General features: G+C 66.8%; 19 protein-coding genes. 11 read left to right on the forward strand and 8 right to left on the reverse strand.

Going from position 1 to position 19785, the window contains the following annotated elements; genetic code table 11:
• Window positions 1–15 precede the first annotated feature (15 nt).
• On the forward strand, window positions 16–867 hold the full coding sequence (locus ACFXNW_RS29705) for a TIGR02569 family protein (protein ID WP_379421120.1): 852 nt from the start codon (window positions 16–18) through the stop codon (window positions 865–867).
• 9 nt (window positions 868–876) lie between these two features.
• Here ACFXNW_RS29705 and ACFXNW_RS29710 read toward each other — a convergent pair whose 3' ends face one another.
• Window positions 877–1560 (reverse strand): FadR/GntR family transcriptional regulator, encoded by a 684-nt coding sequence (locus ACFXNW_RS29710; protein WP_379421121.1) that lies wholly within the window; start codon window positions 1558–1560, stop codon window positions 877–879.
• A 64-nt stretch (window positions 1561–1624) separates the two neighbouring features.
• Here ACFXNW_RS29710 and ACFXNW_RS29715 point away from each other — a divergent pair, with 64 nt between their 5' ends.
• The 6 genes from ACFXNW_RS29715 (at window position 1625) to ACFXNW_RS29740 (ending at window position 9680) form a co-directional block, all read left to right on the forward strand.
• A complete protein-coding gene (locus tag ACFXNW_RS29715) occupies window positions 1625–2890 on the forward strand; it encodes a CynX/NimT family MFS transporter (protein ID WP_379421122.1) in 1266 nt (421 codons plus the stop codon).
• Between the two features lie 297 nt (window positions 2891–3187).
• A complete protein-coding gene (locus ACFXNW_RS29720; RefSeq protein WP_379421123.1) occupies window positions 3188–4660 on the forward strand; it encodes a nitrate/nitrite transporter in 1473 nt (490 codons plus the stop codon).
• A gap of 26 nt (window positions 4661–4686) precedes the next feature.
• Window positions 4687–7245 (forward strand): nitrite reductase large subunit NirB, encoded by a 2559-nt coding sequence (gene nirB, locus ACFXNW_RS29725; protein ID WP_379421124.1) that lies wholly within the window; start codon window positions 4687–4689, stop codon window positions 7243–7245.
• A gap of 64 nt (window positions 7246–7309) precedes the next feature.
• Complete coding sequence (gene nirD, locus ACFXNW_RS29730) at window positions 7310–7711, forward strand: nitrite reductase small subunit NirD (RefSeq protein ID WP_379421125.1); 402 nt, start codon at window positions 7310–7312, stop codon at window positions 7709–7711.
• Entirely contained in the window at window positions 7708–8928 is a 1221-nt protein-coding gene (locus ACFXNW_RS29735) for a uroporphyrinogen-III synthase (protein ID WP_379421126.1), read from the forward strand. The genes nirD and ACFXNW_RS29735 overlap by 4 nt, the downstream gene beginning before the upstream one ends.
• Window positions 8925–9680: a sirohydrochlorin chelatase gene (locus ACFXNW_RS29740; protein ID WP_379421127.1), complete on the forward strand. Its 756-nt coding sequence runs from the start codon at window positions 8925–8927 to the stop codon at window positions 9678–9680. Before ACFXNW_RS29735 ends, ACFXNW_RS29740 begins: the two co-directional genes overlap by 4 nt.
• A gap of 51 nt (window positions 9681–9731) precedes the next feature.
• Here the strand turns inward: ACFXNW_RS29740 and ACFXNW_RS29745 are convergent, their stop codons facing one another.
• Window positions 9732–11084 carry a hypothetical protein gene (locus ACFXNW_RS29745; RefSeq protein WP_379421128.1) on the reverse strand — a complete coding sequence of 451 codons (1353 nt, stop codon included), beginning with the start codon at window positions 11082–11084 and terminating at the stop codon, window positions 9732–9734.
• Between the two features lie 255 nt (window positions 11085–11339).
• Between ACFXNW_RS29745 and ACFXNW_RS29750 the strand changes: the two genes are divergently transcribed.
• Entirely contained in the window at window positions 11340–12341 is a 1002-nt protein-coding gene (locus tag ACFXNW_RS29750; RefSeq protein WP_379421129.1) for an alpha/beta hydrolase, read from the forward strand.
• Window positions 12342–12366: 25 nt separating this feature from the next.
• Here the strand turns inward: ACFXNW_RS29750 and ACFXNW_RS29755 are convergent, their stop codons facing one another.
• The 3 genes from ACFXNW_RS29755 to ACFXNW_RS29765 all read right to left on the reverse strand — a co-directional run bounded on the left by ACFXNW_RS29755 (window position 12367) and on the right by ACFXNW_RS29765 (window position 14657).
• Window positions 12367–13005, reverse strand: coding sequence for an NUDIX hydrolase (locus tag ACFXNW_RS29755; protein WP_379421130.1), 639 nt, complete (start codon window positions 13003–13005; stop codon window positions 12367–12369).
• A gap of 189 nt (window positions 13006–13194) precedes the next feature.
• Window positions 13195–14280, reverse strand: coding sequence for a CapA family protein (locus tag ACFXNW_RS29760; protein ID WP_379421131.1), 1086 nt, complete (start codon window positions 14278–14280; stop codon window positions 13195–13197).
• Between the two features lie 17 nt (window positions 14281–14297).
• Window positions 14298–14657, reverse strand: coding sequence for a VOC family protein (locus ACFXNW_RS29765; protein WP_379421132.1), 360 nt, complete (start codon window positions 14655–14657; stop codon window positions 14298–14300).
• Window positions 14658–14829: 172 nt separating this feature from the next.
• Between ACFXNW_RS29765 and ACFXNW_RS29770 the strand changes: the two genes are divergently transcribed.
• Together ACFXNW_RS29770 and ACFXNW_RS29775 are read left to right on the forward strand one after the other, a co-directional pair.
• Window positions 14830–15285: a VOC family protein gene (locus ACFXNW_RS29770; RefSeq protein WP_379421133.1), complete on the forward strand. Its 456-nt coding sequence runs from the start codon at window positions 14830–14832 to the stop codon at window positions 15283–15285.
• 72 nt (window positions 15286–15357) lie between these two features.
• Window positions 15358–15693, forward strand: a complete 336-nt coding sequence (locus ACFXNW_RS29775; RefSeq protein ID WP_379421134.1) for a TfoX/Sxy family protein — start codon at window positions 15358–15360, stop codon at window positions 15691–15693.
• A 78-nt stretch (window positions 15694–15771) separates the two neighbouring features.
• Here the strand turns inward: ACFXNW_RS29775 and ACFXNW_RS29780 are convergent, their stop codons facing one another.
• The 3 genes from ACFXNW_RS29780 to ACFXNW_RS29790 form a co-directional block, all read right to left on the reverse strand.
• Window positions 15772–16245, reverse strand: coding sequence for a flavodoxin family protein (locus tag ACFXNW_RS29780; protein ID WP_379421135.1), 474 nt, complete (start codon window positions 16243–16245; stop codon window positions 15772–15774).
• A gap of 77 nt (window positions 16246–16322) precedes the next feature.
• Window positions 16323–16583 (reverse strand): hypothetical protein, encoded by a 261-nt coding sequence (locus ACFXNW_RS29785; RefSeq protein WP_379421136.1) that lies wholly within the window; start codon window positions 16581–16583, stop codon window positions 16323–16325.
• Window positions 16584–17164: 581 nt separating this feature from the next.
• Window positions 17165–18040 carry a hypothetical protein gene (locus ACFXNW_RS29790; protein WP_379421137.1) on the reverse strand — a complete coding sequence of 292 codons (876 nt, stop codon included), beginning with the start codon at window positions 18038–18040 and terminating at the stop codon, window positions 17165–17167.
• Between the two features lie 516 nt (window positions 18041–18556).
• Here ACFXNW_RS29790 and ACFXNW_RS29795 point away from each other — a divergent pair.
• Window positions 18557–19768 (forward strand): alpha/beta fold hydrolase, encoded by a 1212-nt coding sequence (locus ACFXNW_RS29795; RefSeq protein WP_379421138.1) that lies wholly within the window; start codon window positions 18557–18559, stop codon window positions 19766–19768.
• The last annotated feature ends 17 nt before the right edge of the window (window positions 19769–19785 follow it).

Genomic DNA, 19785 nt, shown 5'->3' on the forward strand with positions numbered 1-19785 from the left:
GAGTACGGTACGGCCGTGACGTCTGTGGAGCCTCCCGAGCATGTGCGAGCCACGTTCGGCCTGCGCGAGGTGACGCCGATTGCGCTGGGCGATTGGGAAGGCGGCTGGCGCCTCGGTGATGTGGTGCTCAGCCCGGTCGCCGATCACGCAAGGGCGGCCTGGTCGGCGAAGGTGCGCGAGACACTGAAAGTCGACGGGTTGCGGCTGGCTCGCCCCGTGCGCGCGACCGACGGGCGCTATGTGGTGTCCGGCTGGCGGGCGGACACCTTCCTGGAAGGCACGCCGGAACCACGCCATGATGAGGTGGTGTCGGTGTCGCTGCGGCTGCATGCGGCTACCGCGCACCTCGAGCGACCCCGGTTCTTGGTGCAGCCGCCGGTCGCGCCGTGGATGGACGTCGATGTGTTCGTCGCCGCCGATCGCGCCGCCTGGGAGGCCGTGCCGTTGCGCAGTCTGCGCGCGGGCGGGACGATGCCCGCGACGTCACCGGATGGCAGGCACAGCATGGAGCTGATCGGCCAGCTGGCCACGTTGCGTAAACCGGTGCGGACGCCTGCGCAGCTGGTGCACGGAGACCTGTTCGGGACCGTATTGTTCTCCGGCGCAGGCACTCCCGGCCTCAGCGACATCACACCGTACTGGCGCCCGGCGTCGTGGGCGGCAGGTGTGGTGGTCGTGGACGCGCTGTCGTGGGGCGGCGCCGATGACGGGCTGCTGGAGCGTTGGGCGGATCTGCCGGAGTGGCCGCAGATGCTGTTGCGCGCGGCCATGTTCCGGCTCGCGGTGCACGCCCTGCACCCACGGTCGACGCCGGAGGCGCTGCCCGGTCTGGCGCGTACCGCGGATATGGTTCGCTTCTTGCTCTGAACCGGTGGGTTACGCGCTCTCGCTACCCGGTGCCGGGTATTCGGCGAGCAGGGAGCCGAGGAAGCAGCGTGCGGTTTGGGCGGCGCGGTCGGCGTCCCCGTCGATGACGGCCTGTACCAATTCGCGGTGCTCCGCGTCGTAGGAATCGCCGTACTTCGAGGTTCTGGAACGGATGCCGGCCTCGATGACGGGCAGTAGCGAGTCGTAGAACTCCAGATACACCGCGTTGTGACTGGCGACCACGATGGCGCGATGCAGCTGGACGTCGGCTTCGATGGCGGCGGGGTTGTCCTCGTCCCAGGACTGGCCGCGTTCTTCGAGCAGCTGTCGCATGGTCGCGATATCGGTCTCGTCGCGACGTTGAGCCGCGAGGGCGGCCGCGGTGGTGTCGAGGGCCTGACGCAGCTCGAGGATGTCGCGTTCCTGGGCGTCGGCGAAGTACTTGGCCAGCGCGCCGCTCACCTCGGAGCTGGCGATCACATAGGTGCCCGAACCCTGTCTGCGCTCGAGCATCCCGGCATGGACGAGGGCCTGCACCGCCTCCCGCAGCGTATTTCGGCCGGTGCCGGTGAGTTCGGCGAGCTCCGGCTCGGTGGGTATACGCGAACCGATCGCCCAACGGCCCGAGCGGATTTCGGCCCGGAGCTGTTCGGTGACCTGCGCGATGAGACTGGTGCGGCGGACGGGTTGCACCGCAACAGGGTACCGCTCGTCACATCGGCTTGCTCCCGTCATCCGGTCATCCTATGATTTCTCGGTGACCGCAACCCTGCCCGAGACCACCAGTAGCCCTGCCGGCGCGCAGACGGCCCAGCGTCGCCGTGCGCTGACCGAAGGCCGGCTGCTCGTACTCGCGGCGATCATCATGTCGGCGCTCGTGCTGCGCGTCGCGGTCACCGCCTTCAGCCCGCTGGCCGAGGAGATCGGGCACGAGATCGGCTACGGCACCGCGGTCGTCGGTGTGTTCGGCATGATCCCCACCCTGATGTTCTCGCTGTCGGGTCTGCTGACGCCGCTGATGGTGCGCAGGCTCGGCCTGGAGCGCACCGCGTTGGCCGCCATGCTCATGGCCGGTCTCGGCATGCTCATCCGGGTGTTCGTCTCGGGCACCGCGGAACTGTTCGTCTTCTCGGCCCTCGCCCTCGGTGGCATGGGCATCGGCAATGTGGTGATCCCGCCGCTGGTCAAGCGCTATTTCCCGGACCGGCTCGCCATCGTCAGCGCGCTCTACATCACCATGGTGCAGATCGGTACCGTGCTGCCCGCGCTGGTCGCGGTGCCGGTCGCCGAATCGCACGGATGGCGGATCTCGCTGGGTATGTGGGCGCTGCTCGGCTTCGTGGCGGCCGTGCCGTGGTTCGGGGTGCTGCGTGACCGGCGCGGTCGCGACAAGGTCGACACCACCGCGCTGCCCGCCGACGGGCACGCCGCCACCGGCAAGGCCTGGCGCTCACCGGTCGCCTGGGGCATGGCGGGCATGTTCGGCATGACCTCGCTGACGACGTACTCCATGTTCACCTGGCTGCCGACGATCTTCGCCGACGCGGGCGCGAGCGCGGCCTTCGGTGGCTCCATGGTCGCGTTGTTCGCGGTGGTCGGCCTGGTCGCCGCGCTGACCGCGCCTACCGTCGCTGCCCGCATGGCCAACCCGTTCCCCGTGGTGATCGGCTGCGCGGTGTGTTTCTTCGTGGCCTTCACCGCCCTGCTGATCGCGCCGATGAGCGCGCCGATCCTGTGGGTGATCGTGCTCGGCCTCGGCCCGAGCACCTTCCCGATGGCGCTCACCCTGATCAACCTGCGCACCCGTACCCCGGCCGGCTCCGCGGCGCTGTCGGGCTTCACCCAGGGTGTCGGCTACGCGGTGGCGTGCGCCGGGCCGGTGCTGTTCGGCATGCTGCACACCGCCACCGGCGGGTACGCGGCGCCGTTCGCCTTCCTCGGCGTCGCGGTGCTGGTGTTGCTCGCCGGTGCCTGGCAGGCCTGCAAGCCGCGCATGCTCGAGGACACCTGGTCCGCACGCTGAGCCGATCATCCGGCGCCGCGCCTCTTTTCCGAGGTGCGGCGCCGGATCTGATTGCGGCCGTTTCCCGTAGGGGTTGCGGCCGAGCGTGACGCACGTCATGCTGTCAGGCGACCTCACCGCGCCGATTCGCGTGATCAGGCGATTGGACACGTCCGGAAACGGTTGCGTCATATGCCTGAAACATCTCACCCCGATTCGCCCGGATTCGTGAGCAACCGTTGATTTGACGGTCATTTCCCGCAGCATTTCGGCAATACCCGTTTCCTACCGTGGGGCCAACCGATTTTGGGAGGCCCGTTGAGCACGCTGACGCGTAACCGCAACCTCGAGCACTGGGATGCCGAGGATGTCGCTGCCTGGGAAGCAGGCGGCAAGGACATCGCCAAGCGCAACCTGATCTGGTCGGTCGTCGCCGAGCACATCGGTTTCTCCATCTGGTCGATCTGGTCGGTCATGGTGCTGTTCATGCCGACGGAGACCTTCGGCATCGACGCGGCGGGCAAGTTCTTCCTGGTGGCGGTTCCGACGCTGGTCGGCGCGGTGCTGCGGATTCCCTACACCGTGGCCACCGCGAAGTTCGGCGGTCGCAACTGGACGGTCTTCAGCGCGATCGCGCTGCTGGTGCCGGCCCTGCTGACGCTGTACTTCATCAACCAGCCAGGCACCTCCTACACCACCTTCCTGGTCGTGGCGGCCTTCGCCGGCCTCGGCGGCGGCAACTTCGCCTCGTCGATGACCAATATCAATGCCTTCTACCCACAGCGGCTCAAGGGCTGGGCGCTGGGTATGAACGCAGGCGGCGGCAACATCGGCGTTCCGGTGATCCAGCTGCTCGGGCTGCTGATCATCGCCACGCTCGGCAACGGCTACGCCTCGATCATCTGCGCGATCTACCTGGTGCTCATCGCGGTGGCGGGCGTTGGCGCGGCCCTGTTCATGGACAATCTGCGCAACCAGAAGGCCGACCTGTCCTACATGGTCACCGCGCTGAAGGTGCCGCAGTCGTGGGCCATCGCCTTCCTCTACATCGGCACTTTCGGATCGTTCATCGGCTACAGCTTCGCCTTCGGCCAGATCCTGCAGATCAGCTTCCTGGCCGGCGGTGACACCCCGATGCAGGCCACCCTGCATGCCGCGCAGATCGCGTTCATCGGCCCGCTGCTCGGTTCGCTGGCCCGCCCCTACGGCGGCAAGCTGGCCGACCGGATCGGTGGCAGCAAGGTCAGCATGGTCATCTTCGCCGCGATGACGGTCGCCGCAGTCGTGGTCGCGGTTGCCTCCACCGTCGGTGACGGCACCGCGGGCGGCCCCTCCGGCGCGGTCATGACGGTGCTGACGCTCGGCTTCGTGGCCCTGTTCATCCTGTCCGGACTCGGCAACGGGTCGGTCACCAAGATCATCCCTTCGGTCTTCGACGCCAAGTCCAAGAGCTTGGACGCGAGCCCGGTCGAGCAGGCCGCCTGGTCGCAGAACACCTCGGGTGCGCTGATCGGGTTCGTCGGCGCCATCGGAGCGCTCGGTGGTGTCGGCATCAACCTGGTGCTGCGCTCGTCTTACGCGTCCACGCAGTCCGCGACCACCGCCTTCTGGGTGTTCATGGGCTTCTACGTCGCCTGCGCCATCGTCACCTGGGCGGTGTTCCTGCGCAGGCCGAGCCTGCGGGCAAGCGAATCCGGCACCGACGTCGTGGTCGAAGCCGAGGCCCTGGTTCTGAAAGCCGAGGCCGCCAACTCCACCACTCGGTCCACCAATTCGTCGGCTCGCGCCTGACACCGATCATCCACGGAGGGACAGTCATGAACTCGACAGTCGAACCCACTCAGCGCAAGACCGTGGTGGTCGCAGGCCATGGAATGGTCGGACACCGGTTCGTGGAAGCGCTGCGTTCCCGGGACGAGGCAGGCCAGTGGCAGGTCATCGTCCTCAGTGAGGAAAAGCTGGCCGCCTACGACCGCGTGGGCCTGTCGTCCTACGTCGGCGCCTGGGACGCGAGCGCGCTCGCCCTGCCCGGTAACGAGTACGCAGGCGACGACCTGGTCGAGCTGCGGCTGGGCCAGCGCGCCGAATCCATCGACCGCGCCGCCCGCAAGCTCACCACCTCCGCCGGCGAGACCATCGGCTACGACGCGCTGGTGCTGGCCACCGGCTCCTACGCCTTCGTACCGCCGGTGCCCGGCCACGACAACGACGGATGCTTCGTCTACCGCACCCTCGACGACCTCGACGGCATTCGTGACACCGCCGCGGCGGCGGGCGCCGGCGCGCACGGTGTCGTTGTCGGTGGCGGTCTGCTCGGCCTGGAGGCGGCCAACGCGCTGCGGCTGCTCGGCATGACCCCGCACGTCGTCGAATTCAACGACCGCTTGATGCCCGCCCAGATCGACGAAGGCGGCGGTGCCATCCTGGAGAAGCTGGTCACCGATCTGGGCCTGCACGTCCACACCGGTGTCGGCACGTCCTCGATCGAACAGGTCGAGGGCGCGGACCCGGCCACCAAGCTCAAGATCACCCTCTCCGATGACTCCACCATCGACGCCGCGATGGTCGTGTTCTCCGCCGGTATCCGCCCGCGCGACGAGATCGCCCGTGAGGCCGGCCTCGAGGTGGGCCCGCGCGGCGGCATCATCACCGACCTCGGCCTGCAGACCTCCGACCCGAACATCTACGCCGTCGGCGAATGCGCCGCGGTCGAGGGCATCTGCTACGGCCTGGTCGCGCCCGGCTACACCACCGCCGAGATAGTCGCCGACCGCCTGCTCGGCGGCGCGGGCGAATTCCCCGGCGCCGACATGTCCACCAAGCTGAAGCTGCTCGGCGTCGACGTCGCCAGCTTCGGTGACGCGCACGGCACCACCGAGGGCGCGCTGTCGGTGGTGCTGCACGATGCCGCCAAGGGCACCTACGCCAAGCTGGTCATCTCCGATGACGCGCAGACCCTGCTAGGCGGCATCCTGGTCGGTGACGCCACCCAGTACGCGGCGCTGCGCCCGCTGGTCGGGCGTCCGCTGCCCGCCGAGCCTGCCGCGCTGATCTCCCCGGCCGGAGCCGAACTCGGCGCCGACGCGCTGCCCGACGACGCTCAGATCTGCTCCTGCAACAACGTCAGCAAGGGCGCCATCTGCGGTGCCATCGCCGACGGCGCCTGCGATATCGCGGGAATCAAGAGCTGCACCAACGCCGGTACCTCCTGCGGTGGCTGTGTGCCGATGATCAAGAAGCTGCTCGAGCAGTCCGGCGTGGAGATGTCCAAGGCGCTGTGTGAGCACTTCGCGCAGTCGCGGGCCGAGCTGTTCGACATCGTGCAGGTCACCGGCATCCGCACCTTCTCCGAGCTGATCGGCAAGTACGGCAAGGGCGCGGGCTGCGATATCTGCAAGCCCACCGTCGCCTCCATCCTCGCCTCCACCTCGAGCGAGCACATCCTCGACGGTGAGCAGGCCGCGCTGCAGGACACCAACGACCACTTCCTGGCCAACCTGCAGAAGAACGGCACCTACTCGGTGGTGCCGCGGATGCCCGGCGGTGAGGTCACCGCCGAACAGCTGATCGTCATCGGCGAGGTCGCCAAGGAGTTCGACCTCTACGTGAAGGTCACCGGTGGCCAGCGCATCGACCTGTTCGGTGCCAGCGTGGATCAGCTGCCGCAGATCTGGAAGCGACTCGTCGACGCGGGCATGGAATCCGGTCACGCGTACGGCAAGTCGCTGCGCACGGTCAAGAGCTGTGTCGGCTCCACCTGGTGCCGCTACGGTCAGCAGGATTCGGTCGGCATGGCCGTGCTGCTGGAGAAGCGCTACCGCGGTCTGCGATCGCCGCACAAGCTCAAGCTGGCCGTCTCGGGTTGCGCTCGCGAATGTGCCGAGGCGCGCGGCAAGGATGTCGGCGTCATCGCCACCGAGAACGGCTGGAACCTCTACGTCGGCGGAAATGGTGGTCTGACCCCCAAGCACGCCGTCCTGCTGGCCGGTGAGCTCGACGACGACACCCTGATCTCCTACATCGACCGCTACTTGATGTTCTACATCCGCACCGCCGACCGGCTGCAGCGCACCGCGCCGTGGCAGGAATCGCTCGAGGGCGGCATCGACTACGTCAAGCAGGTGGTCTGCGAGGACAGCCTCGGTATCGCAGGCGATCTGGAAGCGGCCATGGCCAAGCATGTCGACGGCTACCGCGACGAGTGGGCCGCGGTGCTCGAGGACGAGGACAAGCTGTCGCGTTTCGTGTCCTTCGTCAACGCTCCCGAGGAGACCGATCCGACGATTTCGTTCGACGACAGCGGCGAGCGGAAGGTCCCGGTGCTGCTCGGCCTGCCCGATATGCCTGCCGCCGCAACTGCTACGCCCGGGAAATGACGGCTTAACCGCGAGGAAACAGGGCGCCGGTACCAATGAGTAAGGCGTTTGGAGGAGGACCCCGATGACCGTGATCGAAACCACCGGCACTGCCCCGGCCACCACTGGATGGACCCAGGCCTGCCGTCTCGACTACCTGATCCCAGGCCGCGGCGTTGCGGTGTTGCTGAAGGGCGGCCGCCAGGCCGCACTGTTCCTGCATTCCGACGGCTCGGTGTACGCCGTCGGCAATATCGACCCGTTCGGACGTGCCGCGGTGATGTCGCGCGGGCTCGTCGGCGACCGTGCCGGCGTGCCCGTGGTGGCTTCGCCACTGCTCAAGCAGGCGTTCTCACTGATCGACGGCCGCTGCCTCGACGACGACTCGGTATCGCTGCCGGTGTACCGGGTGCGCGTCGACGACGGCATCGTCTCGGTGTCCAATGAGCCCGTCGTCGGCGGTATGGACATGGACGGACCGGCATGACGATTCCAGACGCGAGCGCGTCGCTCGCGGGGTTCACGGTCGGACTCACGGCCGCCCGGCGTTCGGAAGAGTTCGCCACCCTGCTCACCCGGCGCGGCGCGACCATCATGTCCGCGCCCGCCATTCGCATCATCCCGCTGGCCGACGACAACGAGCTCGAACGGGTGACCCGAAGGCTCGTCGACGATCCGCCGCAGATCACCGTCGCCACCACCGGCATCGGCTTCCGCGGCTGGATGGAAGCCGCCGAGGGCTGGGGGCTGGCCGAACAGCTGCGCGACACTCTGGCGAGCACCAGGGTGGTGGCCCGCGGCCCGAAAGCCAAGGGCGCCATCCGCGCCGCCGAACTGCGTGAGGAATGGTCGCCTGCGTCCGAGTCCTCGGCCGAGGTGCTCGACCATCTGCTCGCCGAGGGTGTCGAAGGTGTGCGGATCGCGGTGCAGCTGCACGGCGCGACCACCGAATGGGAGCCGGTCCCCGACTTCTGTGAGGTGCTGCGCTGCGCGGGCGCCGATGTGGTGCCGGTACCGGTCTACCGCTGGACTCCGCCCGCCGATCAGGGGCCGATGGACCAGCTGATCGAGGCCGTGGTGACCTCCAACCTGGACTGCGTCACCTTCACCAGCGCGCCCGCTGTGGCGTCGATGCTGATGCGTGCCAAGGAAACCGGGCTGCTGGAAGGTTTGCTGCACGCTTTGCGTGGTCGGGTGCTGGCCGCGTGCGTCGGTCCGATCACCGCGGCGCCGCTCGAAGAACTCGGAGTGCCAACATCGCAGCCCGCCAGGGCGCGGCTCGGTGCGCTCGCGCGTCACGTCGCCGAGGAATTGCCGCGGCGGGCCAACCGGATCCATGCGGCCGGGCACACCATCAGTGTGCGCGGCGGCTGTGTGGTCGTGGACGGCACCGTGCGTCAGCTCGCCCCCGCGCCGATGTCGTTGATGCGTTCGCTGGCGCGCCAGCCCGGCCGGGTGGTGTCGCGGGAGGATCTGCTGTCGGCATTGCCCGGCGGCGGTGACGACACCCACGCCGTGGAGACCGCGATCGCCCGGCTGCGTGCGGGTCTCGGCACGCCGAAAGCCATTCAGACCGTGGTCAAACGTGGCTACCGATTGGCGCTCGACCCGGCCGAATGTACCGACAACAACCCACGTGCCGTGGTGCCCGGAGTCGGAACGCCGACCCGGGCACCACGCTTTGCGCAGGCGGTGACCTGGTGAGCGCGCCCGCGCTGGTGCTGGTGGCGCACGGCACCCGCAGCACCAAGGGCGTGCAGATGATCGCGAGCCTGGCCGAGGCGGTGGCGCGCGAGCTCGACCGCCCGGCCCTCGACGGCCCGGATGAACTCGGCGGCGTGCCCCGCGTACGCACAGCGTTCGTCGACGTGCTGGGGCCCTCGCCGTCGGAGGTGCTGCGCGATCTGGCCGACCGTGCGGATTCCGTTCCGGCTGTGGTCGTTCCGGCGTTCCTGGCATCGGGCTACCACGTCTACCAGGACGTGCCACGCGAGATCACCGAGAGCGCCCACCCATCTGTCGCGGTGACACCCGCCATGGGCCCCGACCCCGCGCTGGCCAGGATCATGCAATTGCGTTTGCGCGCAGCAGGTTGGCGTCGCGGCGACGCGGTGGTCTTCGCCGCCGCAGGCTCCTCCGACGCCCGCGCCCGCCAAGACGTCCGCAGAGCCGCAGGCATGCTCGCCGAACACCTCGGCAGCCCCATCCGCATCGCCTACGTCGCCACCGGGGCGCCCCGGGTGCCGGAGGTCGTCGCGGAACTGCGCGAGTCCGGTGCCGAGCGCGTCTTCATCGCGTCGTACTTGCTTGCGCATGGGCTGTTCCATCAGCGCCTGCACGAGGCGGGTGCCGACGGCGTAGCCGCACCGATCGGCGTCCACCCGGCGGTTGTGCGGCTCATCGCGGAGCGTTATCGGGTGGCGGCCAGGGAATTGGTGCAGACCCGGGTTCGGTGAGGCCGGGCGGACGACCCCCGTGCCTCCGCCGGCGCGCACATACTCGACCAACTACTTCGTAAATACGCTGCCGGGGCTGACCTCACCCCGAATGGAGTCGTCGGGGATAGATCTCTGCACCGGTGGCAGGTACTCACCGGCCCCCGCTCGAGGTTGCGTCGCGGCATTCCCGGTTCCGGACCCAGGGAGCTGAGGGTAGCCGTCAGTGGTCGAGTCGGTTCCGATCCCGGGAATATTGCCTTCGGGAATCGCCACTCCGGGGATGGCGCTATCCGGCATCCACGTGTTGCCTGTTCCGCCTTCGGGTGCGGCGCCAACCGTTGGTTCCCTCGTGGTGAATGGCCCCGCGTGGGGTAGTGACGGTTGTCCACTCTCACGCATACGGCCTGCGGCTTGTTCGGGACTATGCGCCGGTCCGGGACCCGGCGTGGGCAAGCGTTGTCCCTCGGTTTCGATTTTCGGCTCCTGTGTCGGCACAGGAGCGGGCGCACCTGCAGTGTCCAGACCAGGAACTACGGCAGGCGGTACATACGTATCCGGCTCTGCTGCTCCTGGTGAGACGGCTATCTCGCCGCCGGGATCGGTGGAGCTGTTGATGGGAGGTTCGACATCGTTGTCGACAGGAGTGCCGCCGCCGACGGCGGGTACCGAGACAGATGGTCTCGGTCCCGGAATCGGCGTCGGAGTCTTGGGGTCGAGGTTCAGGAGCCAAGTCCAGCCGACCAGCAAGCCGAGTAGTGCGGTCGCCGTGACTGCCAGAGGCAGGTACCTCTTGCCGATGAAGGCGACTTCAGCCTTCTCGGGCGGTTTTCGGTTCCGCACCAGTCGCCGGGTTGCGCGAACCTTTTCGAGTGTTCGCGCCTTCTCGAGCGCCCCGATCTGGTCCTTCAGCTCTTCGACCTCTATCTCGAGATCCCGTACCTTGGATCGCGCATCGTGGTACGCATCGTGCTCCGGATTGCTGCCGAGGCTGAAGGAATGCTCCCAAGCGATCTTCTCCAAGCGATCTTCTTCGGCCCGCAATTCATTCAGAATTTCGTAGTATTCGTCAGTGTCCGGGGATATAGATTCGCCGGTAGTCGGATGCTCGCCGGTTCTTTCGAAATTCTTTCGACGGTTTTCGGCATCGATGGCGTCGCGCCATAGTTCATCCTCACGACGTCCGAAGCGTTCCAAGGCATCGTCATGCGGACCGCGCGCCTCTTCCTCCGCAGCCCTTGCATCCTCGAGCTCGTCCTTTGCTTCGGCCAGTGCGGCTCGGGCGTCTTGGAGCTCACGCTCGATGTCACCGGAACCCCTCGAACTCTCAGCGGATTCGTTCGCGCTTTCACCATCTTGTGTGCTCGTCGGCGTGGCATTGATCGGGGCGGTATGCATAATGACCGCAACGTCGTCTTCGCTCATTGTCATGGATCCGCTTCGTGTTTGCTCCGGCCCGGTGCCAGCAGGGGGAGGCAAACATATGATGCGACCGCTACGGCGCGCGTCCCCACAAGGGTGGAAAAATGTCACCCATGACATGGCGCGGTGGCGGCGGTAGGCGCCCCATGCGCGGGAGGTCGTCGATCCGTACGGTCGATCCCGTTCGGGCGGACATACTCGGTGAACACGCCGACGAATACGGCCGACGCACCGTGACGGCGTGATAGAACACCAGTCATGTACCGGCTCCCGCGATGCCTGGTGTCCCTCCTCGCGCTCGGCGCTTTGCTGCTACCCACCGCGGTGGTGTCGGTGATCTTCCCCGCTTCGGCGGTCGCCGCGCCCGGTGATTCAACGATTCTTTCGGTGCGCCCGCTGGGTGGCCGGGAACTCGAGGTCGTGGTCCATTCGGCTGCCATGAATCGGCCGATCACCCTGTGGATGTCGCATCCCGGTGCAGGTGCGCCGACGCTGTACCTGCTGAACGCGGTCGACGGCGGGGAGGACGGTGGGCCGTGGACACGGCGTACCGATGTGGCGCAGTTCTTTTCGAACAAGCACGTCAATGTGGTTGTGCCGATGAGTGGGCGGGCCAGCTACTACACCGACTGGCTCGCCGACGATCCGGTGCTCGGCCGCAATCAGTGGGAGACGTTCCTGAGCAGAGAACTGCCGCCGCTGCTCGCGGACAGGTTCCAGACGACCGGCCGCAATGCCGTTGCGGGCCTGTCGATGTCGGCCACATCGGCGCTGAACCTGGCGATCCGCTCGCCCGGCCTCTACCAGGCGGTGGGCGCGTTCAGCGGTTGCACCCGAACCAGTGATCCGATGGCCGTCGCCACGGTGTTCTCCCAGCTCGGGGTCTTCGGCGCCAACGCCGCCAATATGTGGGGTCCGCCCGGCCATCCGGCTTGGACCGACCACGACCCCATGCTGCACCTGGACCGTTTGCGCGGGCTCGCGGTCTACGTCTCGTCCGGCAACGGCGGGCCCGGTGTCCACGAGAGCCTCGGTGCGCCCGATATCAACGGCAACCCGATCAAACTGGCCGATCGCATGCTCGTCGGCGGTGTCATGGAGACCTTCGTGAGCGGATGCACCCGTCCGCTCGTCGACAGCCTCGCTGCTCAGCGGATCCCGGCGACGGTCAACCTGCGTCAGGGCACGCATGCGTGGGCCTACTGGCAGGACGATCTGCACCAGTCGTGGTCGGTCTTCGCGCCCGCGCTCGGGGTGTAGGGGCGGATTCGAACTACAGCCCGCCTCATTCCCAGGCGAAGCGGGGCTGTTCCATGTGATCGACCCTCGTATGCCTGCGATGCAACGCCACCTCGCGGAACTGGTACAGAATCGCCGCGGTCGGGGCGTGCAGAAAACCACCAAGGAGCGGCAGCTGAATAAGCGGCCTGTCGGATCCCGGGATGCTGCCGAACCTGGGCGCGACATCGAGTTCGGTGAACGGGATCCGGTGCACGATCGCGACTTCCGCGGGGTTCGGTGTCACGCCGGGATCGTCGCCGACCCAGGCGACCACCGGAGTCATGATGTAGCCGGATCTGGTCGGATAGTCGTCGAGTTGGCCGAGCACATCCGATCGCTCGAGTTCGACACCCAGCTCCTCGTGCAATTCCCGTAGCGCCGCCGCCACCGTGTCCTCGCCGGCGTCGAGCCGACCGCCGGGCAATGCCAGCTGCCCGGCGTGAGCACGCAAGGTAGGTGCGCGTTCGGTCAGCCAGATCCCGGGCCCTGCGGGGGATGTCACGATGGCGATCGCGACCGCCGCGGGCTTGTGGTCATCCGGTTCGACGGTTCGGCGAGGGAACCGGTTCAGTGCGTCGGCGAGGGCAGTCCTCGTCTCGTCATCGGACGCCGCGGCCCAAGGATTCTCGTCACCGTCGGACATCGCGCACACCTCACCATCGAATGAACTGTCGTTGCCGGGTGCGGCGGTAGAGCCCGGGACGCATGCATGCTGTCCTGCTCCGGAGCCCGCCGGCATTCATCCGACGATAGTGCCGGTCGAATTCCGCCGATCGACCGCTGCTCGCGGACACCATCGACCAGCAGTATCCCGTACAGGTGGCGCCGGCAGTCAGATCCTCAGCAGGTCGTCGTCGCCGAGATGGACCCGGGTGCCGAATCCGACGCTGATGTCCTCGAGCCGGGTTCGCAGCCAGCGCGTTTGCTCTCGGTCGGTACGTTGCAGCCGAATCCGCCGGATACACAGCGGCAGCATCCGCACTGCGAGGTCCGCGCCGTCGATGGTGACCAGATACAGCAGCCGCAGATCGGGCCGATACGATTCGTGGCCGCCGATGCCTTCGTAGTCGTCGATGACATCGCCGCAGCCGTACAGGATGGGCCTGCCGCGGTAGATCTCGATCGGCCGCGGATGGTGCGCGGAATGCCCGTGCACGATATCGACACCCCCGGTGATCAGCCGGTGCGCGAACTCCTGCTCGCTCCTGCCTATTCCGTAGCCCCAGTTGGGCCCCCAGTGCACCGAGACGATCACGACATCGCCGGTGCGCCGATGTGCCGACAGCTGCGCGGCGACCTCGACGGCATGCCGAGCGGAAGGATGGTCGATCCACCACAGCCCCGATCGACCGGCCTCGGCCGCCCATGACGCGGGCGTCCCGCTGGTCCGTGCACCCAGGGAGACGATCACGGCTCGGCGCCCGTCCGCCAGTGGCACGATCGCCGGAGAACGGGCCTCGGCAAGATCGCTGCCCGCACCCACCGGCTGGATATGCGCACCGTCCAGCGTCTCCAGTGTGTCGGCGAGACCGCGACGTCCGAAATCGAGGGAGTGATTGTTGCCGAGCGCGCAGGCGTCGGGCCTGATCGCGGTGAGGGCCGCGATATTGCCGGGATGCATCCGGTAGTGAATGCCCTTGTTCGGCTCGAAGGCGCCATCCGCGGTGATCGCGGTTTCCAGATTGAGCAGCCGGACATCGGGCGCGAGGTCATCGAGGATGCGCGGTACCTCGCCCCATGGCCACGCGAAGTCGACCGGGCGTGGGATCGGGCCGCTGGCGCGCTCGGCGGCCTCGACGTAATGCCGAGCGTCGCGTACCCACGGCTCACGAAGTTCGGGACGCCCGGGGTGCGGCAGGATCTGGTCGACGCCACGCCCGAGCATGACGTCGCCGCCGAGCAGAACCGTGACCGCCATGGGGCCGCGCCGACCGTTCAGTCCAGGTCGTTCGCGGTCGGATGCAGCGGCTCGTACAGGCCGATCTCGCCTGCACCGGGCACAGTCAACCTGGTGACCCTGCCCCACCCGGCCTCCTCGACCTCATCAGCGACCTCGACACCCTTGCCGCGCAGTTCAGCGATGGTTTTTGCGAGGTCGTCGCACATCAGATACAGCTCCACGCGCCCACTGTCCGGCGAGCCGGTGGGATGGACCGCCAGCTCGGCGGGAGGGGACTTGAAGATCAACCAGCCGTGCCCGGCATCCACATTGGCCAAGCCGAGTACGTCCTTGAAGAACGCTCGCGCCGCTTCGGCGTCGCTCGCGTAGACGATGGAATGCGCACCGGTAATCATGTCGAAACGCTATCAGCGCTCGATGTCGGGGTAGGCCGTTTACGCCCGTCCGCCCTCCGAGGATGCCGATCAGAAAAAAATCTCGAGGAAACCGATCGAGATGTGTCGATCCGGTCGGCCCGGCTCCGACCACCGGATGACAGCACACCATTTCCGAGTGGAGGAGAACATCATGTCCAGCGTCAACACATTCCTGTGGTTCGAGAGCGCTGCCGAGGAGGCCGGCGAGTTCTATGCGTCGGTGGTGCCGAATTCGCGGGTGGTGGAGATCAGTCGCACGGCCGACGGGTCGGCGTTCGTCGTCACGCTCGATCTCGACGGGCAAGCGGTCACGCTGATGAACGGCGGGCCGGGGCATCCGCAGACCGATGCGGCGTCATTGCAGATCATCGTCGACTCGCAGGAGGAGGTCGACCGGCTCTGGGACGCGCTGACCGCAGGTGGTGAGCCCGGTCCGTGCGGGTGGCTCACCGACCGCTTCGGGCTGTCCTGGCAGGTGGTGCCGTCGATCCTGCCCAAGCTGATGGGCGGTGACGACCCCGCCAAGACCATTGCCGTCGGCACCGCGATGCGCACGATGTCCAAGCTGGACGCGCAGGCATTGCAGGATGCCTACGACGGAGCCTGACCTGTACCCACATACCGGGCCCGGCGCCGATCCGGGCCCGGTATGTCGGTGCCCGGGTCCACACTGTGAGCCATGGCATACGACGAGGAATTGGCCGAGCGCATCCGGGACCTCATCGAACCAGGGCCGACCATCACCGAACGCAAGATGTTCGGTGGTCTGGCGTTTCTGGTGGGCGGCAATATGGCGCTGGCGGCCAGCGGTAAGGGCGGGTTGCTGGTGCGGGTCGGCCCCGAGCTGGGCGGGCAGCTCGTCGATGACGACGCCGTCACGACGGCAATCATGGGCAGTCGCGAAATGACCGGCTGGCTGCGGGTCGAGGCGTCGCATGTCGACGACGACACCAACCTGCGCGAGTGGGTCACCCGAGGTGTCGAGTTCGCTCGCTCGCTTCCGCCCAAGACCTGACGCCCGGACTCATCACCCGAGTTCGGCGACCGCTGAGGGCCGCCGAGTCCCCCGATCGGTCGACCGCTCGACGAACGATCAGGAGCTGGTCTCGACTCGAGTGCGCAGCCCTTCGGCGAACGCACGCGCAGCCGCGAGGTCGTTGTCATCGGGGTGGCCCTTGCGAATACCGCCGACCAGCTTCAATGGAAGCCATGTGTCGAACCCTCGGCAGGCGAAGGTGTCGACCACGTCGAAGCCCTTCTGTTCGAGCTTCCCGACGAGACCGTCGACGTAGCGCCGGAACGGTGGTTCGGGAAACCCGCTGGTGGCGAAGACGAAGGCTTTCGGCCATTCACTCGTCGATAGTGCTCCGATGAACTCGCGCAGCTGCGGATAGAAATCCATATTGCGGATACCCGAGCCGAATCCCACAAGGTCATATGTGGCGAGCTGGGCAGTATCGACCTGTCCCGGCTCGACCACGCTTGCGCCGAGCACCTGCCCCATGACATCGGCAACTCGTTTGGTGTTGCCGTGAGAAACCGAGGTGCACACAATGATGGCCTTCATGCCTAAGCTCCTTCGCTCCTGCGTTCAGCGGGGGAACTCGGATCGTGCCCGTGGCCCCGCCCCCTCGGGATCCGAGCTCAGCCTACCCGGCGGGGGTGACAGGCTCGGAAGTTCGTTGTTTCCCGAGGGTTTGGGGCCGCGACGAGACCCGTGACAAAGGTTGCCGCACCTGTCAGCAGCACCGGACGCGCGCCGACACGGTCGAACACGCGAGGCAGCGAGAGCGCGACGAGCATGGTGCCGAACCCGTTGGCGGCCAGCAGCATCGCCACACCGGATTGCGTCCCGTCGAGCGTGTCACATACGTAGTTGACGGTATTGACCACAACGTCGAACATTCGGGTCCGGGCGTGTCTACCCACCATCGCGCCGATGCGGATTTCCCGTCGAACACCCATCGGGTGGCCGAGGGGACGGCGGTTTGTGATGGTCGGCGAGGAGATGCTGGACTTTGCTTGATCGCCAAATCGTGATCACGCGGTTTGATCGCGAAATCGCGATCAAACCTGGAGTGGAGGCGGCTGCGGCCCATCGAACGGCGCACATCCGGAGCCCCTATGACCTGGGGTTGGCCATTCAACAGGCCCGATTGGCGCAGAGCTGGACGCAGCGTGATCTAGCGACAAGGGTCGGCTATCCGCAGAGCGTGGTCTGTGACATGGAAACGGTAAGCGCACCCGCTATGCCGAGCGATTGTTCGAGCTGCTTTCCGAATGCGGCGTATCCCTCCTGGCCGGTTGGGATTACCAGGAGTGAGGCGCCTTGCGGTTGAACTCTACGACACGCTGGTAGGAAGGCTGGAAGGTGTCGATAGTGCATCCTTCGACTTCCTGGCCGATCCGAGCGCCTTGGATCGCTTCGGAGTCAACAGCCATGTGCTGTCCGTGACGTGTTCACCGAGCATGTCCGGCGTGTGACGTCAAGCGCGAAATAGTTCGTCGGTGTCGTCGACGACCAATGCCCTGTCCAGCCAGTGATACAAGGTATCGCGGTCATCGCAGGCCTCGATGCGGTCCCGGGCTGGGGCGGATACCCCGACGCCGCGGCGTTCGAGTACGCGCAGAATGCTTTCGCAGACTCCCTCGACTTGCCCTTCGACGCGCCCTTCGGCGCGCAACCGCTGCGAACTCTCGGAGCGGAAGAATGACAGGTCCACAGACATCAGTTTCCTCCATGTCTTGGCGGCCGGGCTGGTGCCGAGCCCCATTTCGGTGAGTTCAGCGAAGATCGACTGATCCTCGTCGAACCCATGCAGTGCCCTGGCCAGCGCGTTCAGTATGGCATCAATATCGGGTTCGTTGGCATGGGTGACGGCGGATAGCGCCGCCAGGGGTATATCGGACGCTGCGATTCTCGGATCGGTGACAGCCGGGACATTGTGCGGGCCCAGAACGATCGGGTGGACGATCAGGCTACGGCGGAAGGGTGCGCCGATGGCGGGTGGGCGGCGAGCCCAGCGGGCCGTCTTCTGATCCTGGCAGACGATGAGAAGTACGGGTGGAAGCCGGTATTTGGCGTACAGATGCGATAGGTAATACGCCCACGCTGCTGGCTCGAGGTGGTCGACCTTTCCCTGGGCCTCGACCAGTAGAAGAAAGGCACCGTGCGCGGTGGTGATCCGCAGCAATGTGTCGACCCGACGTTCCAGTGGTCGTGTTTCGGTCAGGTCGGTCGGTAGCAGGGCGACCTCGGTCGGATCGAGAAAAGGTAGCCCGAGCGCGCGTACGGCGCGCGCGAACACGCCTGGATCGTGCTGGAATATACGGTGCATCGCCTCGTGGGGGGAACCGACCATGGCGAAACTTTATGGCTCATCATGCGAAAGCATGTTCGATTTCCTGGGTGAAATCGGTTGCCGTCGGTGTGTTCGGCGGCGCGCTCGAGTGTTGCGAAGCGACACGCCGAATCGCGCCGGTAGGAGGCGACGACGGTCGGCTGTACCACCGCTCCGGATTTGCCGGATTCGTGGCTTGCCTAGCCGCTTCATTCGTCGTCGTGTGTCGTTGGTCCCGGCAACGGTGCTCGACGAGGTCTGCGAAGGTGCGGGCCAAGGGAGTCAGCGCTTCCCGGCGGCGGACGGCCCAGCCGACGCTCAAAGCTGAAACTTGGGGGCTGACAAAGGGAAACCGAGGATTGACCCGGTTGTTTGTGTCGTCGATGATTGGCGTGGGCCCAGGGCGGCAACCCGGCCCCGATTCTCTGACTCACCCGGATGGACACAGAGAACGAGGTGGGTGCCGACCCGTACACAGAATCATCGCCGGCTTAATGCACCGAGCCGGTGAACAATCACCGAGCATGGGGATCACCGATGACCGACCTCACTGTAAATCTGGGCGATATCACTGTGCGGGCCACCGAGACCGGCACCGGACCGACGGTCTTGCTGCTCCATGCGGGCGGAGAGCGCCGCGGCGTCTGGGCACCGGTCGCGGCGGGAATTGCTGCGTATGGGCTACGGACGGTGGCCTTCGATCTGCGCGGTCACGGCGAGAACACCGGGCAAGCGACAACCCTTCGGGCGGTAGCCGACGACGTGACCGAGATGGTGCGGCGCGAGCCGACGCCAGTCGTCGTGGTGGGAGCATCCCTCGGTGGACTCGCCGCCATCGCCGCGCTTGCCGAACCGGCCGTCGCGCATCGAGTCGCCGGTCTGGTGCTGGTGGATGTCGTTGCAGATCCTGATCCGGACCGGGTGCGCTCCTGGCTCGGTGATCTCGGGCTTCTCGATCAACACGCCGATCTCGTGGAGGATATTCTCTCGTCGGGTCCCGAGCTGAGCGCGACGGCTGCGGCGTTGGATCTGCCCGTCCTACTCGTGCGCGGCGCGCGGTCGCCGCTCGCCGATGCCGGTGCAGAACGGCTCCGTGTGGCCAACCGCCGTGTGACCGTTACCTGCGTGCCGGATGCCGGCCATCTGGTGGCCCGAGAATCCCCTACCGAACTTGCGCGCATCGTGGCGACCAACGCCACCAACTGGCTTGCTACTGACCAGGCCGTACGTCGCGCGTTCGATCTGCAGCGCAGCCTCGGGACCGAACAGATCGACCATCCGGGGGGAACCCTGCACGCCCACCTGCGGCGGCTGCATGCGCTCACGGTCGAATGGAACGCCACGCCACGCACGCGGCTGGCCGCGATCTGCCACGCGTCATACGGGACGGACGGATTCGCGCATGCCCTCCTGCCGACCGCCGACCGGGGGCGCCTCGACAACGTCATCGGGCGCGATGCGGAGGAGTTGGTGTACCTCTACGGTGCATGCGACCGAGAGCGGACCTACCGTGAACTCGGGCGGCAACCCTTGCCCGTGATCGACCGGTTCACCGGCGGATCGAGGGTGATACAGGGAGCTGACCTGTCCGACTTCGCGGTGCTGACGATCGCCAACGAACTCGACGTCGCACGCCATGCGAGGTTGCCTGCATCCACTCGTGAAGGGATCCGGGACCTTGTCGCTGCGCTGGCGAGCTATGCGCCCGACGAGGCGGCGCGAGCCCTCGCCGATGCAGCCCTCGTCTGAGCGACGTCGCTTGTAAC

The organism is Nocardia sp. NPDC059180 (assembly GCF_042754945.1).
GTDB lineage: Bacteria > Actinomycetota > Actinomycetes > Mycobacteriales > Mycobacteriaceae > Nocardia.

What these genes read in the sequence shown, in the direction of transcription:
- nirB (WP_379421124.1), top strand. Translation starts at nt 4,687, where the DNA reads ATGAACTCGACAGTCGAACCCACTCAGCGCAAGACCGTGGTGGTCGCA.
- nirD (WP_379421125.1), top strand. Translation starts at nt 7,310, where the DNA reads ATGACCGTGATCGAAACCACCGGCACTGCCCCGGCCACCACTGGATGG.
- ACFXNW_RS29735 (WP_379421126.1), top strand. Translation starts at nt 7,708, where the DNA reads ATGACGATTCCAGACGCGAGCGCGTCGCTCGCGGGGTTCACGGTCGGA.
- ACFXNW_RS29745 (WP_379421128.1), bottom strand. Translation starts at nt 11,084, where the DNA reads ATGAGCGAAGACGACGTTGCGGTCATTATGCATACCGCCCCGATCAAT.
- ACFXNW_RS29750 (WP_379421129.1), top strand. Translation starts at nt 11,340, where the DNA reads ATGTACCGGCTCCCGCGATGCCTGGTGTCCCTCCTCGCGCTCGGCGCT.
- ACFXNW_RS29755 (WP_379421130.1), bottom strand. Translation starts at nt 13,005, where the DNA reads ATGTCCGACGGTGACGAGAATCCTTGGGCCGCGGCGTCCGATGACGAG.
- ACFXNW_RS29760 (WP_379421131.1), bottom strand. Translation starts at nt 14,280, where the DNA reads ATGGCGGTCACGGTTCTGCTCGGCGGCGACGTCATGCTCGGGCGTGGC.
- ACFXNW_RS29765 (WP_379421132.1), bottom strand. Translation starts at nt 14,657, where the DNA reads ATGATTACCGGTGCGCATTCCATCGTCTACGCGAGCGACGCCGAAGCG.
- ACFXNW_RS29770 (WP_379421133.1), top strand. Translation starts at nt 14,830, where the DNA reads ATGTCCAGCGTCAACACATTCCTGTGGTTCGAGAGCGCTGCCGAGGAG.
- ACFXNW_RS29775 (WP_379421134.1), top strand. Translation starts at nt 15,358, where the DNA reads ATGGCATACGACGAGGAATTGGCCGAGCGCATCCGGGACCTCATCGAA.
- ACFXNW_RS29780 (WP_379421135.1), bottom strand. Translation starts at nt 16,245, where the DNA reads ATGAAGGCCATCATTGTGTGCACCTCGGTTTCTCACGGCAACACCAAA.
- ACFXNW_RS29785 (WP_379421136.1), bottom strand. Translation starts at nt 16,583, where the DNA reads ATGTTCGACGTTGTGGTCAATACCGTCAACTACGTATGTGACACGCTC.
- ACFXNW_RS29790 (WP_379421137.1), bottom strand. Translation starts at nt 18,040, where the DNA reads ATGGTCGGTTCCCCCCACGAGGCGATGCACCGTATATTCCAGCACGAT.
- ACFXNW_RS29795 (WP_379421138.1), top strand. Translation starts at nt 18,557, where the DNA reads ATGACCGACCTCACTGTAAATCTGGGCGATATCACTGTGCGGGCCACC.